The organism is Tunturibacter empetritectus (assembly GCF_040358985.1).
GTDB classification, from domain to species: domain Bacteria; phylum Acidobacteriota; class Terriglobia; order Terriglobales; family Acidobacteriaceae; genus Edaphobacter; species Edaphobacter empetritectus.
The window spans coordinates 4,874,130-4,898,072 of the sequence record NZ_CP132932.1 but is presented as its reverse complement, the minus strand read 5'-3'; the positions used below and the strand labels follow the sequence as shown (position 1 = coordinate 4,898,072).

Sequence of the window (23,943 nt, the reverse complement as noted above, 5' to 3'; positions counted from 1 at the left end):
ACTTATAGATCGTTCTTGACGGCCTTAGACACAAGGCCGACCGATGATTTGTAGTGATATGTCTTTTGATATCAGCCTCGTGTTAAGCGTCAGCGGAATAGGTGCGATCAATGCGAAATCCGATGAGTATAGCCCTGACTCATCAACTTGAGGCACTGACGGTCGCGAACCGCAAAGCGATGAGGAGGGATCCAAGAGACTCCCTCCTCATCCCTATTGAACGAGATTGGCTTCTTTCCAATGTCCGTTCTTAGTTAGAAGCTGAAGTTCGCTTTGACCTGAATTAGACGGGGAGAAGCATCTCCACCGAGAAAGGAGCCAAGGATGGAGGTTGGAGGATTGACGGTGCCGGTGATCGTTCCGATGGACGAACCAGCGCAGGGGTTAGCCTCAGAGGAAGTGCAAGCACTCACATCGTGGGCCGGCTGGGCGAAATTGGGATGGTTGAAGAGGTTGAACATCTGAACGCCGAGTTTCAACTTGGCGCTCTCCATGAAGTGAAGATCAAACGCTTTGGTAATGGTGAGATCGGTATCCGTGTAGTTCGGCCCGAAGACCTGATTTCTGCTCTGTTGACCGAAGTCAGTGGCGGTCGTGAAGTCCAACGAAGCCGCGCAGTTCGCGCCTTGAGTGAGGGCGTGTCCAGAGCACTTGGTTGGAACATGGGCCACAGTCTGCTGCGCGAAGATGGGACCTCCGTGGTTCGGCAGATTACTGGCGGTGTTGGCATCGGTGAAAGTGAATGGAAGGCCAGTGCTGTGGAAGACGGTTCCAGCTGCCTGCCAGCCGGCGGTGAGGATCCTGGGGCCGCGGAAAGAGGGCAGATTGAAGATATAGTTTCCACTGATGTAATGACGAACATCGTAGTCGGCGTTGCCATAGTTCTGATGAAGGTTAGCGGAGTTTGAGGGGAAAACGGAGTTTCCGCTGAAGCCGTTGAAACCCCCATTGGAGATCTCGTCCAACGCGTGGCTATACGTGTAATTGAACTGCAATGTGAGGACATTCGTGCGATGGATCCCGCTGAGAGTCACACCATTGTAGTTGGAACTTGCACCGGTGTAGACCTGAGTGACTGCAGCGAAGTTTGGATTTGGGATGGAAGTTGGCAGGGAGGCGAACCCGGGGATGCCGGCATTGAACGCGTTTACGTTATTGTCATTCACCGGCTCATGATATCCATGATTGCCTACGTAGCCGACAGAGATGCTGGAGGCGTGAGTTACTTGGTGCTCGACTTGAAGATTCCACTCTTCGTACGTGGGATAGGAGAGTTTGTTTACGGTGCTGGTAAAGCTTGGCGCAGCAAACCCTGGCACCGATGCAGAGAGCGAGTCTTTCGATCCACCAGCTCTAAATTGGTTTTGAAACGCTACGCTGGACGCGGATGCGAGGCTTTGGAAACTACCCGCGGCACCAGGAACAATAGGAGAGCTAGGTCCTCCGCCGGCAGGTCCTTGGATGGTGAAGCCTATGTTGTTGGGAGCGTTGTTGAGCAGGCTGTCTGTAATTTGGGCAGGAAAAGAGTCGGCAAACATACCGAAGCCGCCGCGTAGGACTGTCTTTGAGTCAGCGCCGAGCGGAGACCATGAGAAGCCTACGCGAGGCTCATAGCCGACCTTCTGGAAATTCTGAAAGGCTGAGTTAAGCCCTGTGCTGATGAGTTTGGTATAAGGCACTTCTGTAGAGTTAGCAACAGAGCCGAAGTTCTCGGCGAGTTGAGAGAAGCAGTCAGTTTTGCAGATGGGATTCGAGTTGTGCTCAAACCGCATCCCGAAGTTGAGAGTGAAATTGGAAGCTAGCTTCCATTGGTCTTGCGCATAGAGGCCAAGAGTGTAGAGAGCAACAGGCTGACTTTCCCGGGTTGGGAACTGTTGAACGAACTGATCAGCTGTTCCAGCCTCGAAACTTGCCTCACTAGTAACAACGAGCGGAGTGGTGTTGAAACCGGGGCCATAGTCGGTGACATCATCTCGGCGGAAGGCGAATCCAAGTTTAATGGTATGACGGCCTTTGTTCATGCTGAAGTCATCGACAAATTGGTAACCGGTGACGTTCCTACCTTGTGGGAACTGAAAGTTTTCGCCGCCAGGCAGCGTCGAATACTTTCCTGATGCGTTGTTCAAATTGTTGACCAGATCTCCATCGCTAAATTGCAGAGTGAAAGGGACGAGGGCGTTGGCAGCTACTGCATTGGTGTTGGTGAAGATGGCGCGGTAGTAGATTGCAGCAAAGACGAATTGGTTGGTGACATTCGGTGTAAAGATGTGCGTCTCATTCAGCTGGCCTTCATATTCGGGCTGAGGGCTTGCCGCATTGAAGAGTGGGTTCAGAAGACTAGTTGAGGTCGGCTGGACTCCTTTATCAATCTTGGCGTGCCCGAAAAGAGTATCTCTGTCGCTGATCTTATGATCGATTCGGGTCGTGATCAGCCACTCATGAGCGAAGTTTGCCGAGTTAGCGTTGTAGCTAACGCTGTTCGAATCTGTGGAACTAAGAGTGGCCGTCGCGTAAGCAGGATTTGAGGTGTAGAGGTCAAAGATGTGCTGATAAAAAGCGGTGGCTGCGGGCCCTTGCGCTGCTGCATTCGCCAACGTTTTGGAGATATAGCTAGGGCTAGGCGCATACACTGTGCCGCGAACTGGAATGATGACGCGAAGGCCTTCAGTGTTGAAGAAAAAGAAGGTTTTATCTTTTCGAACGGGTCCACTGAAGGCTCCTGCCCATTGGTTGGCGTTGCTGCGAGGCCGCGGGGTGCCTGACTGGTTGTTGAAGTAGTCGTTTCCATTCAGCGCGCTGCCATTCCACCACCAAGTGGCATCGCCATGAAACCGATTCGATCCTGAGCGGCTGATCTCGTTTACCTGGGTGGCACCGAGGCCGCCGAATTGCGCGCTGTAAGCGTTACTGGTGACTGTTACCTCACTGACGTCGTTGTTGCCGAGCAAGAGGTTGGACGCGCCGGAGTTGCTTAGATTAAGGAAAGGATCATTCTCATATCCGCCGTTGACGGTAAAGGTGTTCGATGTTGCAGGGAGACCGAAGGAGGAGAAGTTGCCGAAGCCGCCTTGGGTGTTCATAATCGCACCCGGCGAAGTCTGCGCGATAAAAGTCAGGTCGTTGCCGGGGTTCGGGAGACTTTGGACTTGGTCTTGCGTGAAGGAGGTAGTGAGATCCGCGTTTTCTGTGTGTAGCAGCGGTTCGGTTACTGCCACCTCCACGCTGGTGGTGCTTGAACCGACGGGCAGCTTGACATCGGCTTGAGCGATCTGTCCAGGTGTAACGGCGACAGTAAGAGTAATGCTCTGGAATCCTGCCATAGTAATGGCGACAGTGTAAGAATCAGGTTTCAAAAGGGAGGCGCGAAAGTTTCCATTCGAACCCGTGGTGAGTATCTGTGTAGCGCCAGTTGCCTTGTCAACGATTGTGACTTTGGCACCTGGAATGGTAGCTCCTGTCGGGTCAGTCACTGATCCTGCGATATCGCCAGACGTATTGTTCTGTGCGAAAAGGGGCGAAGAGCAGATGTTGGGGTTGGCGATGACACTGAGAAAGAGCGCTACCGCGAAGAGGGGACGACAACTGAAAATAAGTCTCTCTTTCGCGATAACGTTACGGAAGGTTTGAGAAACCCCTTTTGCGAGTCTCTTTATTTCATCATAAAAGTGCACTGGCTTCTCCCAATCGAGTTGCAGGAAACAGGTAAGAACCCTAACTCTTGACTATCAGCGTCATGAGTATGCGACGATCAGGCTTCGTCATGATCGTTTCTTGATTGAGCTAGGGAATACGATTCGCTACTGGGAGCGTAAAAGAGAGGGGATGGCGGCCACCTATAGGCTTCTGCAGCCCGGAGACTGCATTTCCATATAGGCTAGGACGGTAATCGGTTGCAGTAGACGGTAATACGCTGAGCGCTGCCGGTGTGACTGCCGGACTGCATGCAGCCCTTATCCTGGTATCCCGTCTCTGTGGAGATGCGGTTGCGCAGGAGATTCAGCTGGCAATCGAGTATGGGCCGAATCCTATCTTTTGATGGTGGTACACCGGAAAATGCGCCGGCCGGTGTGGTTGATGGCTTTCAGAAGAAGTACGACCCGATCGGAGTTGCAAGAGAAGCCGAGGTGATTCACTATGCAGCGAAGGATGCGCTCGCATATGACCTGGCGGAATTGACCGACATCAACTGTTGCTAACAGGGCATGTCATTCATCGAGCCGATCTCAATGATTGACTCCGCGATTTCGCACTGATCCAGAATCACTGTGTGTGTCTTGCGAGGCGCTATGGAATCTCGGCAATCTTCACCTGGTGCTCTAGCCCCCAAGCGGCCATCGACGCCATCACCGGGCGCAGTGTGTTGCCCAGCGCTGTCAGGGTGTATTCGGTTTTGGGCGGCACTTCGCCGAAATCGCGCCGCGAGATCAGGCCACACTCTTGAAGTTCGCGCAGCTCCTTAGTCAGGATGCGGTCGCTTACGGGCGGACACGCGCGGCGAATCTCCGAGAAGCGAAGCGGTTCGTTGCGCACCAACGCCCAGACGATTCGAGCCTTCCACTTACCACCAAGAATTTTGGACGTAAAGGCGACGGGACATCGAGTGGCAAGTTTCATAAAATGCACACTAACAAAAAAACCCGTACTTGCGGAAAGATTAGCGAAGGCGTCATCTGGAACCATCCCCTCAACGAGACAGTTCGTTTGAAGGTATGGAGGAAATTGTGAAAGCCGTTTGCGTCAACGCCAACCGAAAGCTCGAAGTGCAAGATGTCTCCACCCCAAACGATCCGCCGCCCGGTCATCTCATCGTCGATGTTGAAGCCGCCGCGATCAACCACGGCGACAAGGCCTTCCTCGCCAACCCCAGTATTGCAGGAGTGCTGCTCAAGACCAGCGCTTATGGGATTTGGGGTGCCTCCTGCGCTGGCGCCGTCCGTGCCGTGGGAGAGGGTCTGACTGCGGAGCTGGTTGGTCGTACTGTGGCGATCTACCGCTCACTGAGCCAGAGCGAGCATACCGTTGGTCTATGGAGCGAGCAGGCTCTGGTGCCCCGTACGAGTTGCGTGGTGTTGCCAAGGAGCGTCTCCGCACGCGACTACTCGGGTTCGCTCGTCAACATCATGACGGCACACGCGTTTCTTGAGGAGTCTGCCGAAGCCCACAAGGGCTTGATTGTAACCGCAGGAAATTCAGCAACGGGCCTCGCGATGGCTGCACTGGCGCGGAAGCGAGGCGTATCGGCGATCTTTTTATCGCGCTCAGCTGAGGCCGCAACGAAGTTGCGTGCCCTCGGCATCGAGCATGTGCTTGCAACGAGCGACGCGAGCTTTGAGAACGACCTAGGCAAACTTGTGGCAGACTTCGGCGCGACCGCCGTGTTTGATGGGGTCGGTGGCGACCTGACCAGCCGCATCGCTCCGCAGCTACCGATGAATTCGACAATTTATCTGTACGGATTGCTGGGAGCTACCGCGCCGCTCACAATCTCATGCTTTGCCGTCATGGCGAAGAACCTCGTGCTCAAGCGGTTCAGTAACTTCGCGAGTGCAACAGTCAGGGATCCTCAGAGGCTGACATCGGCTATCAGCTATCTTGAAAGTGTTATCGACGATCCACTCTTCCATACCCGGGTGGGGAAAGAGTTCACGTTCCGCCAGATCGATGCTGCGATGGCCTACGAAGCGACGCCAGGCGCAAAAGCGGTCTTTGTCTCGCGGTCAGATCCTGCGTGACCGCAAGAGCCTAACCGTTCGCGCGCCAAAAGGGAACTTCGATGGCGGTAAGAAGAAAGGAAGCTTCGCCACATTTGTAGACCTAAAACTCAAGACGAAACGTCTTCTGTCCTTGCGCGAAGAAGGCCTCGCACGAGCAGCGGAAGCGTTAGAGTTTACGACTGAGTCTGTGGGAACTCGTACAGACAGCCCGGTTCCAGTTGCCCATGTCAAAGCTTAAGCTAGAGCGGAAGGTATCGCGCCCGTAACGCTGCAACGGGTGAAGGAATCAACGAAGATCCAAAGCAGAAAGACAAAGGGTGAGTTTGTGGGTAGTTGGGATTGGTCATTGAGCAAGGCGCAAGTGTTTATTTTTGATGAACTTAGCTGGACGGTGGCGGACAAATACACCTGGACAGTAGCTTGATTTAGTCTTGATGCATGGCGAAGAATCCCGAAAGCAATAAAGACAAAGAAGTGTTGAAGCAGCTCCAGCGGTTGCTCAAACGTTCTCAGGGATTCTTAGGTAAAGTAAACACACTTGTAACGGCTGCGGAGAATAAGAAGTTGACCTCAGAGGTCCGCGAGGACATCAATACCTTGTGGAAAGACGCCGATGACAAGTTGAGACGGGCACAGAAAAACGTTGGAATAGGCGCGTCTCTAACGACACGTCATAATTTGATGAACGCCGGACTTTACGATAAAGAACTCACCGCGAAGGAGCGCTTGTTGGAATTTTGCTTTGATGAAAAGCGATTCATAAGTGCGCTGAAATTGCTTCAGAGCATTGTGGGCAGTTTGACAAAGGCATTTCCGATACTCAGCGCAGTAAAGGAATTCATTGATGCGGTGCTTACCATGCGCGATTGGCTAAACGATCCAGAGATGACAAGGCTAGATTTCAACTAATCTTCGCCAGCAGATGCGACAGTACGCAACGAGTAATCTTTCTGTTCTACTTCGGCGTCCCATTCAAACTTGAATGAACTATTGCGCTTCGCTCTTCAGGAGGCCCATCGATTGGGCTTGATCGTAAGTAATAACTGCGAAAGATTTGAAACCACTTCTAACGGTTGTCAGAGCGGTATTCATCTCAAAATCTGCTACACGAGCCTCAGAAAGGGCCGCATTTAGTTGACTTTCGTTGTCGAAAGTTTTGCTTAGACCGTAGTAACCCATTGACGGACCGACAACTGCGCAGGTTGCAATTATTTTGAAGTCGAAACCACGAGATGCACGCTCAAGAAGAAGGACATAGCTGGTCATTCACCCAGCCTACCATCCTCCCTTGCGTCTGCGTGTGAGACTTGTTGCTGCACTATATGGCTATCAGGGAAACCTAGAAAGACTTCGCTTGGCCGGTAGCGTCGAAGCTCCCCACATAGAGTGCATTGAACTGCGACGTTGCTTCGAGGGAATTCTTGTACGCCACTCTGTGTAGACCGCGCACACTTCTTACACGTCACAACATAGTTCGTCGGACTGACCTTGCCTTGCTGGCTGTAGTGCATTGACATAGGCGAATAATAGGCGAAAAAAAATCGTGCGTCATCCACAGATTTGATTGCTACGTTATAGGGGCAAGACCGACTTTCTACTTCAATCCAAGGCCGGACAGGGCAGGCACCAGCAACAATTACGTGGCACCGGAACCGGGGGGCTGGGGATGTACCTCTGCGCTCGCATCGACACGCCTGTTACGAGCTAATGACGACGCCAGGTGACAGCAGGATTTTGAAAACGCTATGATAAAGCTGGCGTCCGCCGTCGTTGCTAAAACAGTATCTGATTGACTTGTAAAGGTTATTTGGTGGGCACAGCAGGATTCGAACCTACGACTTCCACCGTGTGAAGGTGGCACTCTACCGCTGAGTTATGCGCCCGGAATGGCTTCGGCTGACTGTGCAAGCCGTTCGCCCAAGCTTTTGTACAGAATAGCATTCCTCGCCCTCCAAAACCACATTCCAGCCGCCAGCCGGTACTGACGGGAATACTTGGGCCGCGCTTTCGATAACGGTACAATCGACCAGCAGAATGTCCGCTCCCTCTCCGAACTTTCGTCGCCAAGACCCCCAAGACCCACAGGGTCCCCTTGAGCAGGGTGGCTCCGAGGAGAATACGACGAAATTTGAGCAACAGCCGCAACCCCACGTGGAAGACGGGGTTGACAAAGATATGGCTACGCTGGCGATCAATCCGAGACTCTTTGAAAACCTTCCGGTTGCAGAGACACACCGTGCCACCGGCGACTTTGGACAGATGGATGACGCCGCTATCATGCTCGAACTCCGCGCCGGAAACATGGCCGGGTTCGACTTTCTCATCCAGAAGTACCGTAAGCCGATTATTCACTTCATGTATCGCATGGTGCACAACCAGGCTGTCGCAGAGGAGCTCGCGCAGGAGGTCTTCCTCAGGGTCTACCGTTCGCGTGAGACCTATCGCGCTGAAGCCCGGTTCAGCACCTGGCTCTACCGGATCGCCACCAACCTGGGAGTCAACCACGCCCGCGATACCCGGCACGAACGGACCGCTTCCACCATCTATCTCGACGAGCCCGACTCCGAGACGGGGACGACGCCCGATGTCGCAGACTCCACGCCCGATGTCGAAGCCAACCTCCTCAGGCAAGAGCGTCTCAACGCCATTCGCGAGCATGTCATGGCGCTTCCCGAGCGGCAACGCATGGCCGTACTCATGCACAAGTATGAAGGTATGGACTACAAGCAAATTGGTGATGTCCTTAAATTGAGCGAGTCCGCTACGAAGTCCTTACTCTTCCGCGCCTACCAGACGCTGCGCGAAAAGTTGAAGGCTTTTGTTTAGGAATTCGCTGGAGGTTTTTACGCGCCCTTGTTGAACGCGCTGCAGGAAAGAAATTGGAAAGGTTCACAATGATCTGTAAAGAATGCCAATCCGCAATCGTCGAGCTCCTTCTGGATCCGGCCTCGCCTGCGAGTCGAGAGGTGCAAGCCCATATCGACTCGTGCGCCGGCTGCGCCCAGGAGTTCAAGTCGATGCAGGAGACCTTTGCTCTGCTCGATACCTGGAAGGCGCCGGAGCCATCGCCTTACTTCGATCAAAAGCTGGCAGTGCGCCTCCGTGAAGAGCAGACACACGCCCCCGCAAGTTGGTTTGAGAAGCTCAAATCTCGCCTGCTCTTCAACACAGGACGCCAGCTTCGTCCCGCGCTTGTTGGTGGACTTGCGCTCGTCCTTCTGGTGGGTGGCGGAACCTTTGCCGATCTCACCGGCTTCCATCACTCAGCCCCAGAAACCTCTGCTGCGGTTCAAGATCTGCAGATCCTCGACAAGAACGATCAGGCCCTGCAGACCATGGATCAACTCCTGCAGGACGACACCCCCGCCGACGACTCTTCGGCCCAGCCCAGCAGCTAATTTTTGGAAAGAAGATCCGGAGAAGGTCCGGTCACGAGAAAAACCGATGGAAAGGAGAGAGAACGCGATAAGCTGCTCTAAACACAAAGTCTTATGAAACTGCATCTCCTTTACCCTTTGAAAACATGCCATCTCTCCTTCAGTTTCGGACTCTTGCTCGACTAGCTTCTGCCGGGATTATCTTGTCCTCCGCGATGACGACTGCCCTCGCTCAGTCGGGCTCTGCGCGTAGAGCTGGGGTGGCACTTCGCGCGCCCGTCGCGCAGTCGCGGCCTGCCCCGGGGCCTCAGCCGAATCGAAATCAGGAGCATCTGGCCCAGTGGATGGACCGTCACAGCAACCTCACCCTCCCGGAGCAGCAGCGCGCTCTGGAAAACGAGCCCGGCTTCCGCGATCTGCCCCCGCCGACCCAGCAACGTATGCGCGATCGTCTCACGCAGCTCAATAACATGTCGCCCGAGCAGCGCCAGCGGATACTTGACCGCACCGAAGCGATGGAGCGTCTCACCCTGCCGCAACGCCAGCAGGTTCGCGGCGCCATGCAGCAGCTCGGCGGCCTCCCGGAAGATCGCCGCCGTCTGGTCGCCCGTGCCTTCCGCGACCTCCGCGAGATGCCTCAACCGCAACGCCAGGCCATCCTCGACTCGGATCGCTTTCGTGGCCAGTTCTCCGATCAGGAGCGCAGTACACTCTCCAATCTCCTTGCTGTCGAACCCTATCTCCCGGTCCGGCGGCCAAACGACGGCACGACCTACGGAAAATAACGCACCTGATCTCTACGAAGCTGTAGAAAGAGAGATAGCCGCCCGGAGGCGGCTATTTTTTATTGCGGGCGTGTGGCGGGGCTATGGGTGAGGGACACCGTCTGCTTTTTGGCCCAGCTTCTAGAGGCTATCTCTGGAGGTAAACGATCAAGCCAATCAGGATTGCGGCGAGGTGATCGCGAAGTCCAAACAGATCCGAGATATCTCCTGAACGGTCTCCCTCCCCATAGTGGATACAGTCTGCGCTGGCACAGGTTAACTATCCATACAACTTTGGCAGAACCTATATGGTTCCTTTGCGCGAGGCCCAAGAGTGCCCTTGGCTACCCGTTATTGGAAAGATTTGGGCAACTTCCAAGTTGCCCGTAATTCGCGGGAATCCAAAAAAATGAGTGTGCTCCAACGTGCCTTCAACGCTCACTAAGTGACTCGACGATGTACTTCTCGTCGAGAACCGCATCGACTTTTCGATGATCTCCTCACGACAAGAAGTCGATGCGGCTGATCCCGGCCTAAAATGCGACCGCATCGCCGGCCATCGCCGCCTTGGGTTGAGAGCGCAGCAGCAAATAGAAAGCCGCAATGTGCGTGATCATCAACGCGGGTACGTAGATGATCGGGACCGCATAGATCGCTCCCAGTTGTCCCGCCATCGCGGGAAGGCCGGCCCGGACCGCGTGGTAGTAGTTGAGAACAAGATCAGCTGTTCCCACTGCATTGAAGGCGACGGCTAAGGTCCAGAACAGCGGCCGGACCCTTGTCGCAAGAAGCGCGAGAAGCGCCAACACGCCGGTAGCCAAGTCACCATAGGCTGCGAAGGTCGCAAAGCTCGCAGGCAGATCGGGTCCGACTACGCCCGGAAGAATAAAGACCAGGCCGAAGAACCGGAAGCTGTGAATAGTCGCGATGACGCGTTGCGCCGCGAAACTGTCCATTGAGCTGAGCCTAGGCCAGAAGTAAACCCTGAAGCAGAGCAAGCACGCTACATAACCTAAAACGAGATGGATTCCGAAGATGGTTTCTGGCGTCATTGAGAACTCCTATCGCATGGTTTGAGAGACATGATCGTCTGCTTCCGGTTTTTCTCCTGCAGTTAACGCGAAGAGAGCCTCACTGCTGCAGTCTTACTGCTGCGCACCAGGGCCTATCAACATTCTGAGCGGCATCAAGGGTCCAAGGGGAATGTACTGTTCATCCATCAAGTGTTCCTTAGCGAGCGGTAGCGTTTCCATAGTGGCTCGTGCCTCCTCTTCGGTCTTCGCGTCGAGAAGAAAGACGACACCTCGGCCATCGCCGCGGGAGTACCACTCGCGGATCTTCCCATCGAGATAGAGCCTCACGGTTGCCTCAATCTCTGACGGCATCACTGCCATGATTTGTTGAACTGTTACGCCCTGCCTGGGAGTCAGAATGACCAGTACTGCTGTAGTTTTTGGTATCGCCGCGCTGGGCAGCCCCTGGGAGGCTCCTGACTGCGATTGCGCCAAAGATGCGATGGGTAGCATTGCCATGAGAAGTGAGATCATTAGTTTCACCGGGTATCCTTTCGATTCAGGTTATGGTTTCGCTTCGCGTAAAGAGTACGACAGTACTCTTTGTGAACAAAAAAATACTACTCAGCGAAGGACTTTATAAAAAAAATCCTCGCCTCCATCAACAGCTGCTCACGCTTTTTGGGGGAAGAGGTCATCCGGGCTACAGTCAGAACCCCAGCCATACTGGAGAACAAAAGTTGAAACTTCGTCACCTTTTCCTCTTGCGTCTGACCAGGAAGAAACGGCAGTAGACGCTCACGGTACGCTTCTCGCAAGACCTCAATCCGCTTTCGCACGGCTAGAGGCTTTCGCGCGAACTCCTGCCCGAGAGCGGAGATCACACAACCCATTCCGGGAGAATTCGCATGGCGCGCGCTTAGATAGTATTCGATCATTGCCCGCAGAGCGTGGCCTTTGGGCGCGGACCTCGCAATTACATCCATGCCGCTTCCCATCTCGTCGAATGCTCGGGCTACCGCTTCGACGAACAGGTCGTCCTTGCTCTCAAAGTGCCGGTAGAACCCCCCTTTCGTCAGGCCTGCCTTCTTCATCACAGTCCCGATGCCGCTGCTGTCACCGCCGTGCTCACGGAAAGAGCGAGCGGCCAGGGAAAGAATGTTCTCGTGGTTCCGTGCTTTGTGTTCCAGGGAATACCGCATTGAAAAAAAGAGTACGCTCGTCATCTTAGGGCTGTCAAGCGCAAAATTGATCTTAATAACGACAGCCCGCGGCATGGATTATCACGAACAAAATCCGCAGTCGAAAGTCCGAGCGTATGACGGGCAAACCGAAAGTTGACTCACTCGGCGCCTTCAGGCCAAAGCACTATTTCAGAGAGGGTGTGTTCGGATTCTGGACGAATCTCGTCAATTCGGAAGTTGCACCGGTAGTGAGATGGCTACCAAACAGAGTTTCGTAACTCTCTCTTGACCTGTCCCCACCGCTCGGCCTACTTTATAAAGATGCACATGCAGTACAGCTTCTGTTGTTGTCGCCGCTCCCCGCTGGCCTGACACGCGTGCTCCGAGTCTGCTGATCAAGCAGACTCCCATTGAGTCTTCACCTCCCATAATTCTAAGAAAGAATCGAGATCTTTCATGAAGCTCTTCGCCAGTCTTGTTCTGGTCGTTCTGTCTACCGTTGCTCAGGCTTCGAAGCAAGGTGCAATCGCTGGTCCCTGGGTGGGCGATGCCACTGTCCACGGACAGCAGGTTCCCCTTCGCCTCGTGATTACCGGCCGTGGCAAAGACCTTCAGGCCGCTCTGCTCAATGGCCCGCAGCTCAACGGTCCGCAGCCCAATAATCCTCAGCTCAACGGTCCAGACCGCAGCCCCGCCTCCAGCGTCAGCTTTGTCGGCAATCATCTGCTGATCACCTTCAACTATTACGCCCGAACCCTCGACGCAACCGTAGCGGACGGCCATCTCACCGGAACCTTCGGCACCATCGCCACCCGCTATCCCGTCAGCCTGACTCTTCACGGCTCAACCGGCGTCGACACCAAAGCGGACGGCCCGGCCATCCCCGGGGATTGGGAGGTGGAGGTTAAATCCTCCAAGGGCGAGTCGGCGTGGCAGCTTCGCATTGAGCCCTCAGCTCACTCGGACCAGGTCAAGGCTGTCATTCAGCGCATCGACGGAGATACCGGTGCTCTCTACGGAGGCTGGACAGGGCACGAGTACCTGATCGGGCACTTCACCGCCGCTGGCCCCGCGCTCTACAGCGTCACTCCGCAATCCGACGGAACGTTATTGGTCTCCAATAAACTGCGGGCCGATGTAAACGAGCAGCAGAATCTTACCGCTCGCAGACCCGCACAGGCGCGGGCGGCGGCCCTTCCCGGCATGACCGACCCGACCCAGCAGACTACAGTGAAAGACCCGTCGGCGCGCTTTGCCTTCAGCTTCCCGGACCTCAACGGCAAGCTCGTCTCCAACACCGATCCGCAGTTCGACGGCAAGGTCGTGATCGTTGCGATCGGCGGGTCCTGGTGCCCCAACTGCCACGACGAAGCGCCCATGCTGGAGAGCCTCTACAAGCAGTTTCACAGCCAGGGACTGGAGGTAGTGAACCTCTCGTTTGAAGAGGCCGATCAGTTGAAAGAGCCGACCCGGCTGCGTGCCTTCATCGAAAAATATGGACTTACCTACACGGTTCTGGTGGCAGGAGAGACTGAGCAGTTGAATGAAAAGATCCCGCAGGGCGTAAACCTCAACTGCTGGCCCACCTCGTTCTTTCTGGGACGCGATGGGCGGGTGAGGGAAGTTCATGCAGGCTTTGCCGGCCCGGCGAATCCGCCCGCGCACGAGGCCTTGGTAAAGGAGACGACAGAGCTGGTGGAGAAGCTGCTGGCCGAGCCGGTCCCTGCTCAGTCGGCTTCGTTGAAGTAAAAATCTAGTCGGCTTCGTTGAACCAAAAATAAAGTTCAAAAACGTGGCGTGTTTTTCGTTGTTGAAAAACAGCCTGCAACGCGCCACGTTTACACCACCCATCCACCACGTTCACACCAGCAAAAAACCACCACCAACCACCCACTTTTTTCAAAACCCCCAACAAAACAACAAAATCCAGACTCGAGTCACGGGCAATTTTTTTTTGACTTCCGATCCTCCCCGTCGTTCGGAAGAAGCTAGTTTTTGAAGAAGTTTTTGGCTAGGAAGATGACGTTGGCCGGGCGCTCGGCGAGGCGGCGCATGAAGTAGGGATACCACTCCGGGCCAAAGGGGAGGTAGACGCGGACGCCAAAGCCCTCAGCCGTGAGACGGTGCTGGAGATCGCGGCGAATTCCGTAGAGCATCTGAAACTCGAAGGCCGACTTGTCGATATTGTGTTCCCGAACAAAGGCTCGCATCTGCTCGACGATCGCTTCGTCATGAGTTGCAATGCCACAGAAAACACCCTTACCAGTTGTGGGATTAGAGAAGGTGACCATGCGCCTCATGAGTTTCACGTAGTTCGCATCGACGTCAGATTTAGCAGGGAAGGCGATCTCAGGGCCTTCCTTGTAGGCGCCCTTGCAGAGACGGATGCGGATGCCTTCATTGAGCAAACGCTCGGCGTCACCTTCAGTGCGGAAGAGATAAGCCTGAAGAACTGTGCCAACAGCTCCGGGGAATTTTGTGGCGAGGCGCTCGGTCATGGCGATGGTGGCTTCGGTATAGGGGGAGCCTTCCATGTCGATGCGGACAAAAGATTGAACGTGGGCGGCGTGCTCAACCATCTCGCCCACGATGCGCTCGGCAAGCGCGGGATCGAAGTCCATACCGACCTGCGAAAGCTTCACGCTAACGTTGGCGTTGAGGCCGCGGGTGTGAATGGCATCGAGGAGTTGGTGGTAGATGTCGGCGGAGGTGCGGGCTTCAGCTTCGGTGGTGACGGATTCGCCGAGGGAGTCGAGGCTAACGGCGATGCCTTCTTTGTTGACGCGCTGGCAGGCAGCAAGTGCCTCTTCCACAGACATGCCGGCGACGAAGCGGCCCGACATTTTCTTCCCCATTGTGGAGCGCTCTGAGAATGAGCGTAAAGACTTGTTTTGAGAGAGAGCAATAAAAGCAGATCGCAGCAAACTAAACCTCTGATTCGCCGAAAGGCGCGAGTTCCATTGTTTCACGGGATGAGTCTGAAGGGCGAGACAGGGGTAACTGGAGCTTCTGTGGCTTAGGGAGGCTGCGCTTATTCGGCGGGGTGAATCGGCTGTTCTCCCCAGTGATTGGAGTGGATCGGCTTAACGTTTTGCCAGTCCTTGAGGGCGCCGGTGGACTCTATCTTCAGCGTCACCAACCGACGTACACGCATTCCTGTCTGAGCTGTCTGAATAGGGTAGAGAAGGATGTAGATCAGGCGCCGCCGCTATGCGACGTACTCGTGCTGTAAATGATGGACACAACGGCAAACGAGAGGTGAATCTAGTTATCCATTCTTATCAGATATCTGCTGTCGCGCAGATGCTGATGGAGGTTGGCGAGATGGCACAGGTATTGATCGAAGCCTGTTGCCATCAGCTTCATCATCTCGGCCCGCTTGCCTACAGCGGCCATGAGATAGCACTCTCGGCCCATGGTGGAGTAGAAGTTGATGTTGTGGCGGTGCTTATTCTGGCTTTGAAAGAAGCCGGCATAAAGGAGAATGTGCGCGCCGGCAGACTCCATCCAGAGAGGATTCTTTGCGCTGGTGAGCTGGCGCATCATGAGCTCGGCGATCTGTGTGAGGTCCGCGAACTGACGGAACTCTTGATCGCCGGGGTTGTAGTCGGGGGAGAGAACTTCGGCTCGATCGACCGACTGCAGGCAGAAGTGACCGAGGACGCTTGCGAGATATACGCCAGTCGAGTCGCTGATCTGGGACCACTGCTCACTTCCTATCGACTCGTGGAGATTTGACGCCCAGAAGTTGAGAGCTCGTTCCTCGGTGACTCCGTATAGATCGTCAAAGTAGTTGGTTGATGGCATCTGCACCCCAGGGCCCACATTTCGCGATACGGCATTGTTATCCCGTACCTGTCATGGCGAGAGTGTTTATTTTGTTTGCCCGTATCCAACTGGGTACACATCGGCCTTCGTTTAGCGGCAGAGATGCCGCGGATGGCCCACTGCGCGTGCGTGGTCACTTCATGACTCGTGTACCGGTCTTAATAGCGTGATCCATTCCGATCCTTCCGTTGGCCGGAGGCTAAAAACCAGGTGGGGTTTCTTTGGCTACGTTGAAGTGACGCTCCAGAGCCAAGCCGACACTGGCGATAGTACCCTCGTCGAAGAGGCGGCCGATGAGGGTGACGCCGTGGGGGACGCGGCGCGGTGGGGTGAACTTTGGCAGAGGCTTGGCTGGGTCGGGTGCCCAGTCGCTGCGGGCCTCGGAGACTTCGACGAAGCCGGCGCGGAGGGTGAGGGAGGGGTGGCCGGTGAAGTTGGTGATGGTGAGGATCTCGTCGCGGAGGGAGGGGACGAGGAGGAGGTCGGGAGCGTTGGGGCCTGGGGCGAAGATGCGGGCCATCTCGACGGCGACCATGCGGCGAAGGCGGTCGGCCTGGACGTAGTCGACCGCGGAGAGGAAGCGGGATTGGCGGAAGGTGTTGGGCCAGGCGTCGGGGACCTGGGCTTTGAGCTGGTCGACGGCGTGGTTGAGGGTGATCTCTTCGAAGGCGGCGGCGGCTTCGGCGAAGAGGATGAGGTCGAGGTTGTCGTAGGGCCAATCAGGGAGGGTGACTTCGACGGGCGTCATGCCGAGCGTAGAGATGGCGGCGAGGGCGGCGCGATCGACGTCGGTGGCGGGGGCTTCCTTCATCCACTGGGAGAAGTAACCAACCTTTAGATTTTTTACGGGGGCTTCGGCGTCGAAGTCGAGCTTGCTTAGGACGCAGGCTACGTCATGGCCGTCGGGGCCTGTGATGGCGTTGAGGACGAGCATGGTGTCTTCGACGCTGCGTGCCATGGGGCCGAGTTTGTCGAGGGACCAGCAGAGAGTCATGGCTCCTGTGCGCGGGACGCGGCCGTAGGTGGGGCGCAGGCCGGTGACGCCGCAACGCATAGACGGCGAGACGATGCTGCCTCCGGTTTCAGAGCCGATGGCGAAGGCGACGAGGCCTGCGGCGGTGGCTGCGCCTGGACCTGCGCTTGAGCCGGAGGAGCCCTCTTCGAGAAGCCAGGGATTCATGGTCTGGCCGCCGAACCAGACATCGTTGAGGGCGAGAGCGCCGAGGGAGAGCTTGGCGATGAGGACTGCGCCTGCGGCGTTAAGTCGTTCGGCGACGGTGGCGTCTGCGGGGGGGACGCGGTGCTGGAATGGCTCTGCGCCCCAGGTGGTGGCGATGTTGGCGGTGTCGAGGAGATCTTTTGCGCCCCAGGGGATGCCGTGGAGCGGGCCGCGGTAGTGGCCGGAGGAGATTTCGGCGTCGGCGGCTTTGGCTTGCGCTAGGGCGTGGTCTCGGGTGAGGGTGATGATGCAGTTGATCTTCGGATTGAGGCGCTCGATACGTGCGAGGTAGATCTCGGTGAGGCGTGTGCTGGTTAGCTTGCGGGTTTCAATCCAGCGGGAGAGTTGGTGGACGGGGGCAAAGGCGATGGCTTCGTCCGTGGTGGGGAGTGGGGCGTCGGAGGTGGTGCGGATGAATTCGTTTTTTGGCGGGAGGGTGGGCTGGCCGGGGAGGATTGAGTTGATGAGGGAGTACGGTGCGGTGGTGTTGGGGATGGCTACTTTGCGGGGGCCGGTGCGGCGTTCGTAGAGAGGAGCCATCGCGGCGCGCCAATTGCCTGCGGCCTGAGCTCGGTCTTTTTCAGTGAGAGCGACCTGGACGAGCTTTTCAGCTTCGGCGAAGGTGGCGGGAGAGACCTCTGGGCCGACTGAGGGTGAGGTGCCGAAGGCGGGCGGCGCGCCGGGGGTTGCGGGGGTGGAGGGCGTCTGCGCGAGGGTGGTGGAGGCGGAGGCGAGTACAGCGAGCGTGCTTTGAGTCAGGAATTCACGGCGGGATTTCGACATTGGATCCTCTGGTGAGGATTGTAGCGGGAGATTTGTCCTGCCGGACGGATCTACAGCGCGTGGCGGTTACTTCGTGACGGGTACACCTTGTCTCGGTGGGTCGGTGTGTGCTTGGGCACTCCCGTTGGTCGGGTTAGTCGGGGACCTGCCAGCCTACGGGGGATTGGGCAAGGGTGATGGTGTCAGTGGCCTGGCTGGTGGTGGCGCGAGCCATAGCGGGGAAGGCAGCTTGTACATCGTGGCTCTCGGCCCAGACGGGGACTTCTTTCATGGTGTAGCTGTAGGTGATGGTGGTCTCTTTGAAGCCGTTGGAGACGGCTACGGGCGTGAAGCTGTTGATGCTGGTGACCTCGCGATGGCCGTAGCAGAAGCGCGGGGCGTAGCGGGTTCCGGCGGGGGCGACGGTGTAGCGGCTGACGTGGATGCTGGTCTCGACGGATTTTTCGAGGAGAAGATTTTTGACCAGGGTATCCATCTGTTTTGTCGTTGCGGCGTCGCCGGTCTCGAAGGGGAAGCGAGTGTCGGTGAGCAGGCACTCGGGATGGTCGAGGTAGTGGTTGTTGATGCCGATGGTGAAGTTGGCGGGTGTGGCGGCGGCTTTGCCGGTGTTGTTGCAGCCGGGGAGGAGCAGGAGCGGGATGAGGCTGAGGGCTGCGGCTGTGCGCGAGGCGTGAGTGCGTTGGGCGTGCTTACGAAGGATCGTCATCGCTTCTCCTGTGAATCTAGTTGCCTGTGAATCTGGTTGCCTGCGGATCTGGATGTATGTTCAGTTGGATGCATAGAAGAGGGTGAGGCGGCTTGCATTTGTCAGGGAGGCGCGAATGTTGACCGCTAGTCAGCATCGAGGATGCCATCGGGAACGGGGTCAAGGGCGCCGATGGTCTTCATGGAGGCCAGGGTTTGCAGATTGGTCTGGACCTGGGCCCACTGCTTCGGATCTTTTTTTGTCTCGATGGGAGAGTTCGGGTCGGCGTAGTAGGCAATGAGGTCGTGCTTGAGCTGGAAGGGGACCACGTTTTCGGGCTTTTTGGTGATGGTTGTGAGGAGCTCGGCGTAAGTCCTATCGGTGAGGCGGTAGCCGCCGGGTCGAACGACGTCGCCGGTATCGAGATCGCGATTGGCGATGTAACGGTCGATGGTGTCGTAGTTGGTCAGGACTAGGCGCATGGCCTTGATGGAGCGGTTGACGCTCTTGATGTAGAGGTCTTCGGTCTGCTCGGTGGGGCCTTTGATGGCGAGCAGCTTGAGGAAGCCGACCTTGGGCAGGATGTAGATGAAGCCTGCGAAGAGGTGGCTGCGGACGCCGGGTTTTTTGCGGTAGGCTTCCCAGTTGTTGTCGGCCGAGGCCTGGCGGAGGTCGGTTGCCAAGGCGTCGAGATCGGGACTGGGGGTGTCGGTGGGGAAGTTCTTTTTGTGAAGGATGGTCTCGGCGCGGGCGATGTCGGGAAGGAAGCGGCGGACGGCGAAGCGATAGACGCGGATGGAGGTGTCTTTGGTGCCGATGATGTCGGGAAGGCGAAGGCCGTAGGTCTCGAAAAACGCTTTGCGAAGCAGGACGATAGGGACTTCGAGGCCGACGAAGCGGGTGTAGGCGGAGGGTGCGAAGCGCCTCTTGCTGAGTTGGTTGATGTCGAAGGCGAACTCGGTCTGAACGTGGGCGTGGGGATCCTGAGCGTAGTTGACCGAGGCTCCGTATCTCTGTTCGAGCTTGGGGAACTCGACGGGAACGGACTGGTTGACGGCGTATTTGTGCCCCAGGTTGTCGCCGATGTAGTGGGAGAGCGAGCCGATGGCGAAGGCCAGTTCGTCGGGGGTGTGGGCGTTATGGAGAAGAGAGAGAACGAAGTCGCCGGAGCGGACGTAGTGGGTGAGGTCGGAGAAGAAGGCGTTGCCGAAGGGGTAGTAGCCGAAGTCCTGAATGGCGCTGCCGCCGTAGGCATAGGCGTGGGCCTCCTGCAGCTGGGCTTCGGTGAGGGTGGGAAACTTTTTGAGCAGGAGCGGGCGGATGGACTGCTTCCAGGCGAGATCGATAAGCTCCTGATGGGTCTGGACGGAGTAGGGAACGGCGGGAATTGCCGTGAGGAATAAGGCCAGAAGGGTTATCGTTCTGAGTAGTGCGGAGCGGCGATGGGTGGGAGTGATGGGAGTTGGTCCCTTCTGGCTGGTGTGAAGCATCTCTGACAACTGTACATAGCTCGAGTGGCGGAAGAAAGAGTTGGGGGGCGGGGAGCTGACGATGCGGTCGAGGTGGGTAGGGTATGGGGTTGGCTTGATCGGGTTTGCGGTGGTGAGTGGGGCGTGGTACTTCGCGACCCGGCAGTCGGGCGGGATGACACCGATGGCTGACAGGAGGGCGATGCCGGCGCTGGTGATGACACAGCTCGACGGCGGCACGTGGAGGATGGCGGAACATCGGGGGCAGGTGGTGCTGGTGAACTACTGGGCAAGCTGGTGCGGGCCGTGCTGGGAGGAGACACCGGGGCTGATTCGACTGTCGCAGGAGTTGGGGCCGCAGGGACTGGCGGTGGTGGGAGTGGCCGTCGATGAAGGGGGAACGGCGAAGGTGAAGCAGTTTGTGGAGGAGTTTGGCGTGCCGTATCCGGTGGCATTGCCGGAACCGGGATCGCAGACGGCTTATGGCATGGTCGGTGTGCCTACGACGGTACTGGTGGATCGGCAGGGGCGTGTGGCGAAGACTTATGTTGGAGCAGTGAGGCAGGCGGACTTCAAAGCGGATGTGGATGTATTGCTCGCGGAGCATTAGAGGGAGCACTGCCGAGATCCAAGAGTAACCTTTGCGGCGAGAGGGCTGTTCTATTCGCTGAGAATTTGGCGTTTTTTGTCGAGGTCGTGGCCGAAGGCGAAGCGTTCGACCAGCATGCAGAAGATATGCTCCAGGGCGAGATGGGACTCCTGGATGTTCTGGGTGATATCAGAAGGGACGACGATGTTGTAGTCGCACAGTGGACGCATGAGGCCGCCGCCGTTGCCGGTGAGGCCGATGGTGGAGATGCCGATTATCTTGGCCTGCGTGATGGCTCTGAGCAGGTTCTTCGAGTTGCCGGAGGTCGAGATGGCGAGGAAGACGTCGCCGGGCTGGGCGAGTGCTTCTAATTGGCGAGAGAAGATGTGGTCGAAGCCGTAGTCGTTGCCGGCGGCGGTGAGGATGGAGGTGTCGGTGGTGAGAGCAATAGCGCGGAGGGCGGGGCGGTTGACGGTGAGGCGGACGACGAACTCGGCGACCAGGTGCTGCGCGTCGGCCGCGGAGCCACCATTGCCGGCGACCAGAAGCTTGTGACCGGATTGCATGGCTTCGGCGGTGAGTTTTGCGGTGGAGACGAGAGTCTCGGAGATGGTTTCGTCGGCGAGGACAGCTTGCAGCGTGGCGATAGAGAGAGCGAGTTGCTTCTGGATCAGTTGCTTCATGACTTCTCCGGTGTGGCCTTGGGTGGTGATCCAAGGGTACGGGATGGGTGGGTGGGATGTCGAAGGAAGTATGTCCTGCCGGACGAGCCCGCTACGCTTGCCACCCCACGAACGAAGACCTGTTCGTGGGGGCCCCGATTCGCGCGGGCACTTCGTGACTCGTATACCCTTGTTTCGGTGATGCTAGAGGTATCAGTCCTCGCGTTGCTCGGTGTTTTGAGTTCGAATAGCGGGAGAATTGTCTTGCCTTTGCCCTTACACCCAGGTCGGAGCCTCTCAAGAAAAGTGGCTGCCTCATTTATGGTGCAACTTAATCTCCACAATTTTTTCCGTCGCAAAACAACAAAACCCGCATCATTCCTGCTCGCGCACCACGCGTGTGTGGTGCCAAATCACCACGTTTCACCACCCAAAAACCACGTTGTCACCACAAATCCACCACAAGCTGAACCGCTGGAGAGACCTCTCATGATTCGAGCCCGCACCCTAGCTCTTGCCGCACTTAGCCTCAACCTTTCGGCTCGCACGGCACAGTGGGTTTTTACTATCGGCGGAGATAGCTGTCGTCTTTGTCGATCCAGTCCTGGCGCGGTGGGGCGAAGATGTCGAAGTCGATCGTGTCTTCGAGAGCAGTGGCGCAGTGGGCAAGGTTGCCGGGGATGACGAGGACCTCACCTGCTCTGACAGTGTGCGAAGTGCCGTCGTCGTAGTCGAAGCGGAGTGCGCCCTCAGTGATAAAGGTGATCTGCTCGTTGGGGTGGGAGTGGCGCGGGACGATGCAGCCTTTGGCGAGCACGACGCGGGCGAACATGGCGAGGGCGCCGGTGACGAACTGGCGGGTGAGAAGAGGATTGAGTTGCTCGGGTTCGATTTCATTCCAGCGGTGGAGAGTTGCGGTCGACATGATGAGCGCCTTTCGAAGAGGACGTGGATGCGGGGGCGGCGAATGCAGAATGAATTTCCTGCTTTGTGTTGCGCGCCGTCTTGTGTAGAGTAAAGCGAACCGGAGCGCTGCATGAGGTGCTTCGCTCCTTTTTTTGACGTGTGAAGATTGAGTCGTAGGCTGCCAGATTGGCGAATTGACGGCGTATCTCTTCTCTCCTGCTGCTTCGTTTATTTTGAAATGACTAACTTTGAAACGGGTGATTGAACCATGCGTCTTCCAGTGGCGAAGGTGTTTCTGGCTTTTCTGTTTGCGCTGATTGTCGGCGGAATGGCAGCGGGTGGGTCGCGGGTTCTGGCGCAGACGACTGCCTCGGGCGCTTCTGGAGGTTCGAGTTTGAGCCAGACGGACAGGATAGCGGCGCTGGAGAAACAGAACGCGGACAACACGACGCTGATCGCTGCTGCGCAGACTTCGGGGGATAACGCCTGGATGCTGGTTTCGGCGGCGCTGGTGCTGATGATGAGCGGGCCCGGGCTGGCGCTGTTCTACGGCGGGTTGGTGCGGAAGAAGAATATTCTTGGCACAATGATGCAAACCTTCGCGATGATGGCGGTGATCACGGTGCTGTGGGCGCTGGTGACGTATTCACTGGCGTTTGGGGAGGGGAACGCGTTTATCGGCGGGCTGCACAATGTGTTTCTGCGCGGCGTGGGGCTGGCTCCGGATGTGAAGTATGCGGCGACGATTCCGCTGCAGACGTTCATGGTGTATCAGCTAATGTTCGCGATTATTACGCCGGCGCTGATCACGGGCGCGTTTGCGGAGCGGATGAGGTTTTCCGCAATGCTGGTGTTTATGGTGCTGTGGGCGATGATTGTCTACAGTCCGATGGCGCATATGGTCTGGGGTAAGGGTGGGTTGCTGAATGCTTCGCTGGGCGGACGGTTTCCTTGTCTGGACTTTGCGGGCGGGACGGTGGTGCATGTGACTTCCGGGGTTTCGGCGCTGGTGACGGCGCTCTATCTGGGCAAGCGGCTGGGATATCCGAAGGTGCCGATGCCGCCGCATTCGGTGGTGTTGAGCTTCATTGGGGCTTGTTTGTTGTGGGTGGGTTGGTTCGGGTTCAATGCCGGTTCGGCGCTGAGCTCGGGAACGCTGGCAACTTCGGCGTTTGTGGCGACGCACTTTGGCGCGGCTGCTGCGGCGATCGGGTGGAGCGTGGCGGAGTGGATTCGGCAGGGGAAGCCTTCGGCGCTGGGAGCGATCTCTGGCGCGGTGGCTGGGCTGGTGGCGATTACACCGGCTTCAGGTTTCGTGACGCCGATGTCGGCGCTTTGGATTGGGCTGATCGCGGGAGTGGGCTGTTATTTGATGGTGGTGAAGGTGAAGGCGGCGTTCGGATATGACGACTCGCTGGATGCGTTCGGGGTGCATGGCGCGGGCGGGACGATGGGCGCGATTTTGACCGGCGTGTTTGCCAACAGCGTGATCAATCCGATCTTCGGTGCGGGGAAGGCTACGGGGCTGCTTGAGGGGAATGCTCATCAGTTGCTCAACCAGCTGGTCGGCGTGGCGATTGCCTGGGCTCTTTCGATTGTGGGCACGCTGGTGATTCTGTTTATCGTGGATAAACTGATCGGGCTTAGAGTGAGCGAGGATGAGGAGCGCGAGGGACTCGATCTTTCGCAGCATGGCGAAGAAGGGTACGATTGGGCGCACTAAATTTCGGCGGTAGAACGATCGGCTTGA

23 protein-coding genes and 1 tRNA gene are annotated in these 23,943 nt (G+C 56.9%); 9 read left to right on the top strand and 15 right to left on the bottom strand.

Translation table 11 applies throughout. From position 1 onward, the window contains the following. Nucleotides 1–254 precede the first annotated feature (254 nt). Nucleotides 255–3,470, bottom strand: coding sequence for a TonB-dependent receptor (locus RBB75_RS20455; RefSeq protein ID WP_353069146.1), 3,216 nt, complete (start codon nucleotides 3,468–3,470; stop codon nucleotides 255–257). Between the two features lie 513 nt (nucleotides 3,471–3,983). Here RBB75_RS20455 and RBB75_RS20450 point away from each other — a divergent pair. Beyond that, nucleotides 3,984–4,196, top strand: coding sequence for a hypothetical protein (locus RBB75_RS20450; protein ID WP_179638453.1), 213 nt, complete (start codon nucleotides 3,984–3,986; stop codon nucleotides 4,194–4,196). 88 nt (nucleotides 4,197–4,284) lie between these two features. On the opposite strand, the gene RBB75_RS20445 is transcribed toward RBB75_RS20450, so the two are convergent. Continuing rightward, the gene (locus RBB75_RS20445; RefSeq protein WP_179638452.1) at nucleotides 4,285–4,680 is read right to left on the bottom strand and encodes a winged helix-turn-helix transcriptional regulator; all 396 of its coding nucleotides are present in this window, start codon (nucleotides 4,678–4,680) and stop codon (nucleotides 4,285–4,287) included. A 41-nt stretch (nucleotides 4,681–4,721) separates the two neighbouring features. Between RBB75_RS20445 and RBB75_RS20440 the strand changes: the two genes are divergently transcribed. Together RBB75_RS20440 and RBB75_RS20435 are read left to right on the top strand one after the other, a co-directional pair. Continuing rightward, the gene (locus tag RBB75_RS20440; RefSeq protein WP_179638451.1) at nucleotides 4,722–5,732 is read left to right on the top strand and encodes a zinc-binding dehydrogenase; all 1,011 of its coding nucleotides are present in this window, start codon (nucleotides 4,722–4,724) and stop codon (nucleotides 5,730–5,732) included. Between the two features lie 420 nt (nucleotides 5,733–6,152). Beyond that, nucleotides 6,153–6,623: a hypothetical protein gene (locus RBB75_RS20435; protein ID WP_353069145.1), complete on the top strand. Its 471-nt coding sequence runs from the start codon at nucleotides 6,153–6,155 to the stop codon at nucleotides 6,621–6,623. A gap of 78 nt (nucleotides 6,624–6,701) precedes the next feature. Here the strand turns inward: RBB75_RS20435 and RBB75_RS20430 are convergent, their stop codons facing one another. Both RBB75_RS20430 and RBB75_RS20425 read right to left on the bottom strand, forming a co-directional pair. Further along, nucleotides 6,702–6,980 carry a hypothetical protein gene (locus RBB75_RS20430; protein WP_353069144.1) on the bottom strand — a complete coding sequence of 93 codons (279 nt, stop codon included), beginning with the start codon at nucleotides 6,978–6,980 and terminating at the stop codon, nucleotides 6,702–6,704. A gap of 542 nt (nucleotides 6,981–7,522) precedes the next feature. Further along, nucleotides 7,523–7,597, bottom strand: a tRNA-Val gene (locus tag RBB75_RS20425). Nucleotides 7,598–7,748: 151 nt separating this feature from the next. On the opposite strand from RBB75_RS20425, the gene RBB75_RS20420 reads away from it, so the two are divergent. The 3 genes from RBB75_RS20420 to RBB75_RS20410 all read left to right on the top strand — a co-directional run bounded on the left by RBB75_RS20420 (nucleotide 7,749) and on the right by RBB75_RS20410 (nucleotide 9,876). Next, nucleotides 7,749–8,540 (top strand): RNA polymerase sigma factor, encoded by a 792-nt coding sequence (locus tag RBB75_RS20420; RefSeq protein ID WP_353069143.1) that lies wholly within the window; start codon nucleotides 7,749–7,751, stop codon nucleotides 8,538–8,540. Between the two features lie 68 nt (nucleotides 8,541–8,608). Further along, nucleotides 8,609–9,112, top strand: a complete 504-nt coding sequence (locus RBB75_RS20415) for an anti-sigma factor family protein (RefSeq protein WP_353069142.1) — start codon at nucleotides 8,609–8,611, stop codon at nucleotides 9,110–9,112. 125 nt (nucleotides 9,113–9,237) lie between these two features. After that, nucleotides 9,238–9,876: a DUF3106 domain-containing protein gene (locus tag RBB75_RS20410; RefSeq protein ID WP_179638446.1), complete on the top strand. Its 639-nt coding sequence runs from the start codon at nucleotides 9,238–9,240 to the stop codon at nucleotides 9,874–9,876. A 512-nt stretch (nucleotides 9,877–10,388) separates the two neighbouring features. Here the strand turns inward: RBB75_RS20410 and RBB75_RS20405 are convergent. From RBB75_RS20405 to RBB75_RS20395, 3 genes are all read right to left on the bottom strand, one after another. Then, complete coding sequence (locus tag RBB75_RS20405; protein ID WP_179638444.1) at nucleotides 10,389–10,907, bottom strand: hypothetical protein; 519 nt, start codon at nucleotides 10,905–10,907, stop codon at nucleotides 10,389–10,391. Between the two features lie 93 nt (nucleotides 10,908–11,000). After that, nucleotides 11,001–11,402, bottom strand: a complete 402-nt coding sequence (locus RBB75_RS20400) for a hypothetical protein (RefSeq protein ID WP_218884546.1) — start codon at nucleotides 11,400–11,402, stop codon at nucleotides 11,001–11,003. Nucleotides 11,403–11,488: 86 nt separating this feature from the next. Continuing rightward, nucleotides 11,489–12,070, bottom strand: coding sequence for a TetR/AcrR family transcriptional regulator (locus RBB75_RS20395; RefSeq protein ID WP_353070424.1), 582 nt, complete (start codon nucleotides 12,068–12,070; stop codon nucleotides 11,489–11,491). A 438-nt stretch (nucleotides 12,071–12,508) separates the two neighbouring features. Here RBB75_RS20395 and RBB75_RS20390 point away from each other — a divergent pair, with 438 nt between their 5' ends. Continuing rightward, on the top strand, nucleotides 12,509–13,801 hold the full coding sequence (locus tag RBB75_RS20390) for a peroxiredoxin family protein (protein ID WP_353069141.1): 1,293 nt from the start codon (nucleotides 12,509–12,511) through the stop codon (nucleotides 13,799–13,801). 239 nt (nucleotides 13,802–14,040) lie between these two features. On the opposite strand, the gene RBB75_RS20385 is transcribed toward RBB75_RS20390, so the two are convergent. The 6 genes from RBB75_RS20385 to RBB75_RS20360 all read right to left on the bottom strand — a co-directional run bounded on the left by RBB75_RS20385 (nucleotide 14,041) and on the right by RBB75_RS20360 (nucleotide 20,057). After that, nucleotides 14,041–14,976, bottom strand: coding sequence for a proline dehydrogenase family protein (locus tag RBB75_RS20385; RefSeq protein ID WP_353069140.1), 936 nt, complete (start codon nucleotides 14,974–14,976; stop codon nucleotides 14,041–14,043). 107 nt (nucleotides 14,977–15,083) lie between these two features. Further along, nucleotides 15,084–15,206 carry a hypothetical protein gene (locus tag RBB75_RS20380; protein WP_257030961.1) on the bottom strand — a complete coding sequence of 41 codons (123 nt, stop codon included), beginning with the start codon at nucleotides 15,204–15,206 and terminating at the stop codon, nucleotides 15,084–15,086. A 110-nt stretch (nucleotides 15,207–15,316) separates the two neighbouring features. Next, on the bottom strand, nucleotides 15,317–15,859 hold the full coding sequence (locus RBB75_RS20375; RefSeq protein WP_179638435.1) for a hypothetical protein: 543 nt from the start codon (nucleotides 15,857–15,859) through the stop codon (nucleotides 15,317–15,319). A gap of 220 nt (nucleotides 15,860–16,079) precedes the next feature. Beyond that, a complete protein-coding gene (locus RBB75_RS20370) occupies nucleotides 16,080–17,882 on the bottom strand; it encodes an amidase (RefSeq protein WP_353069139.1) in 1,803 nt (600 codons plus the stop codon). Between the two features lie 133 nt (nucleotides 17,883–18,015). Beyond that, complete coding sequence (locus RBB75_RS20365; protein ID WP_353069138.1) at nucleotides 18,016–18,588, bottom strand: hypothetical protein; 573 nt, start codon at nucleotides 18,586–18,588, stop codon at nucleotides 18,016–18,018. Nucleotides 18,589–18,713: 125 nt separating this feature from the next. After that, nucleotides 18,714–20,057, bottom strand: a complete 1,344-nt coding sequence (locus tag RBB75_RS20360; protein ID WP_179638939.1) for a zinc dependent phospholipase C family protein — start codon at nucleotides 20,055–20,057, stop codon at nucleotides 18,714–18,716. Between the two features lie 61 nt (nucleotides 20,058–20,118). Between RBB75_RS20360 and RBB75_RS20355 the strand changes: the two genes are divergently transcribed. After that, on the top strand, nucleotides 20,119–20,646 hold the full coding sequence (locus RBB75_RS20355; RefSeq protein ID WP_353069137.1) for a TlpA family protein disulfide reductase: 528 nt from the start codon (nucleotides 20,119–20,121) through the stop codon (nucleotides 20,644–20,646). A gap of 50 nt (nucleotides 20,647–20,696) precedes the next feature. On the opposite strand, the gene RBB75_RS20350 is transcribed toward RBB75_RS20355, so the two are convergent. Beyond that, nucleotides 20,697–21,308 carry a D-sedoheptulose-7-phosphate isomerase gene (locus RBB75_RS20350; protein ID WP_353069136.1) on the bottom strand — a complete coding sequence of 204 codons (612 nt, stop codon included), beginning with the start codon at nucleotides 21,306–21,308 and terminating at the stop codon, nucleotides 20,697–20,699. Between the two features lie 544 nt (nucleotides 21,309–21,852). Continuing rightward, complete coding sequence (locus tag RBB75_RS20345; protein WP_353069134.1) at nucleotides 21,853–22,212, bottom strand: cupin domain-containing protein; 360 nt, start codon at nucleotides 22,210–22,212, stop codon at nucleotides 21,853–21,855. Between the two features lie 249 nt (nucleotides 22,213–22,461). Between RBB75_RS20345 and RBB75_RS20340 the strand changes: the two genes are divergently transcribed. Further along, the gene (locus RBB75_RS20340; RefSeq protein WP_353069133.1) at nucleotides 22,462–23,916 is read left to right on the top strand and encodes an ammonium transporter; all 1,455 of its coding nucleotides are present in this window, start codon (nucleotides 22,462–22,464) and stop codon (nucleotides 23,914–23,916) included. Nucleotides 23,917–23,943: the final 27 nt, after the last annotated feature.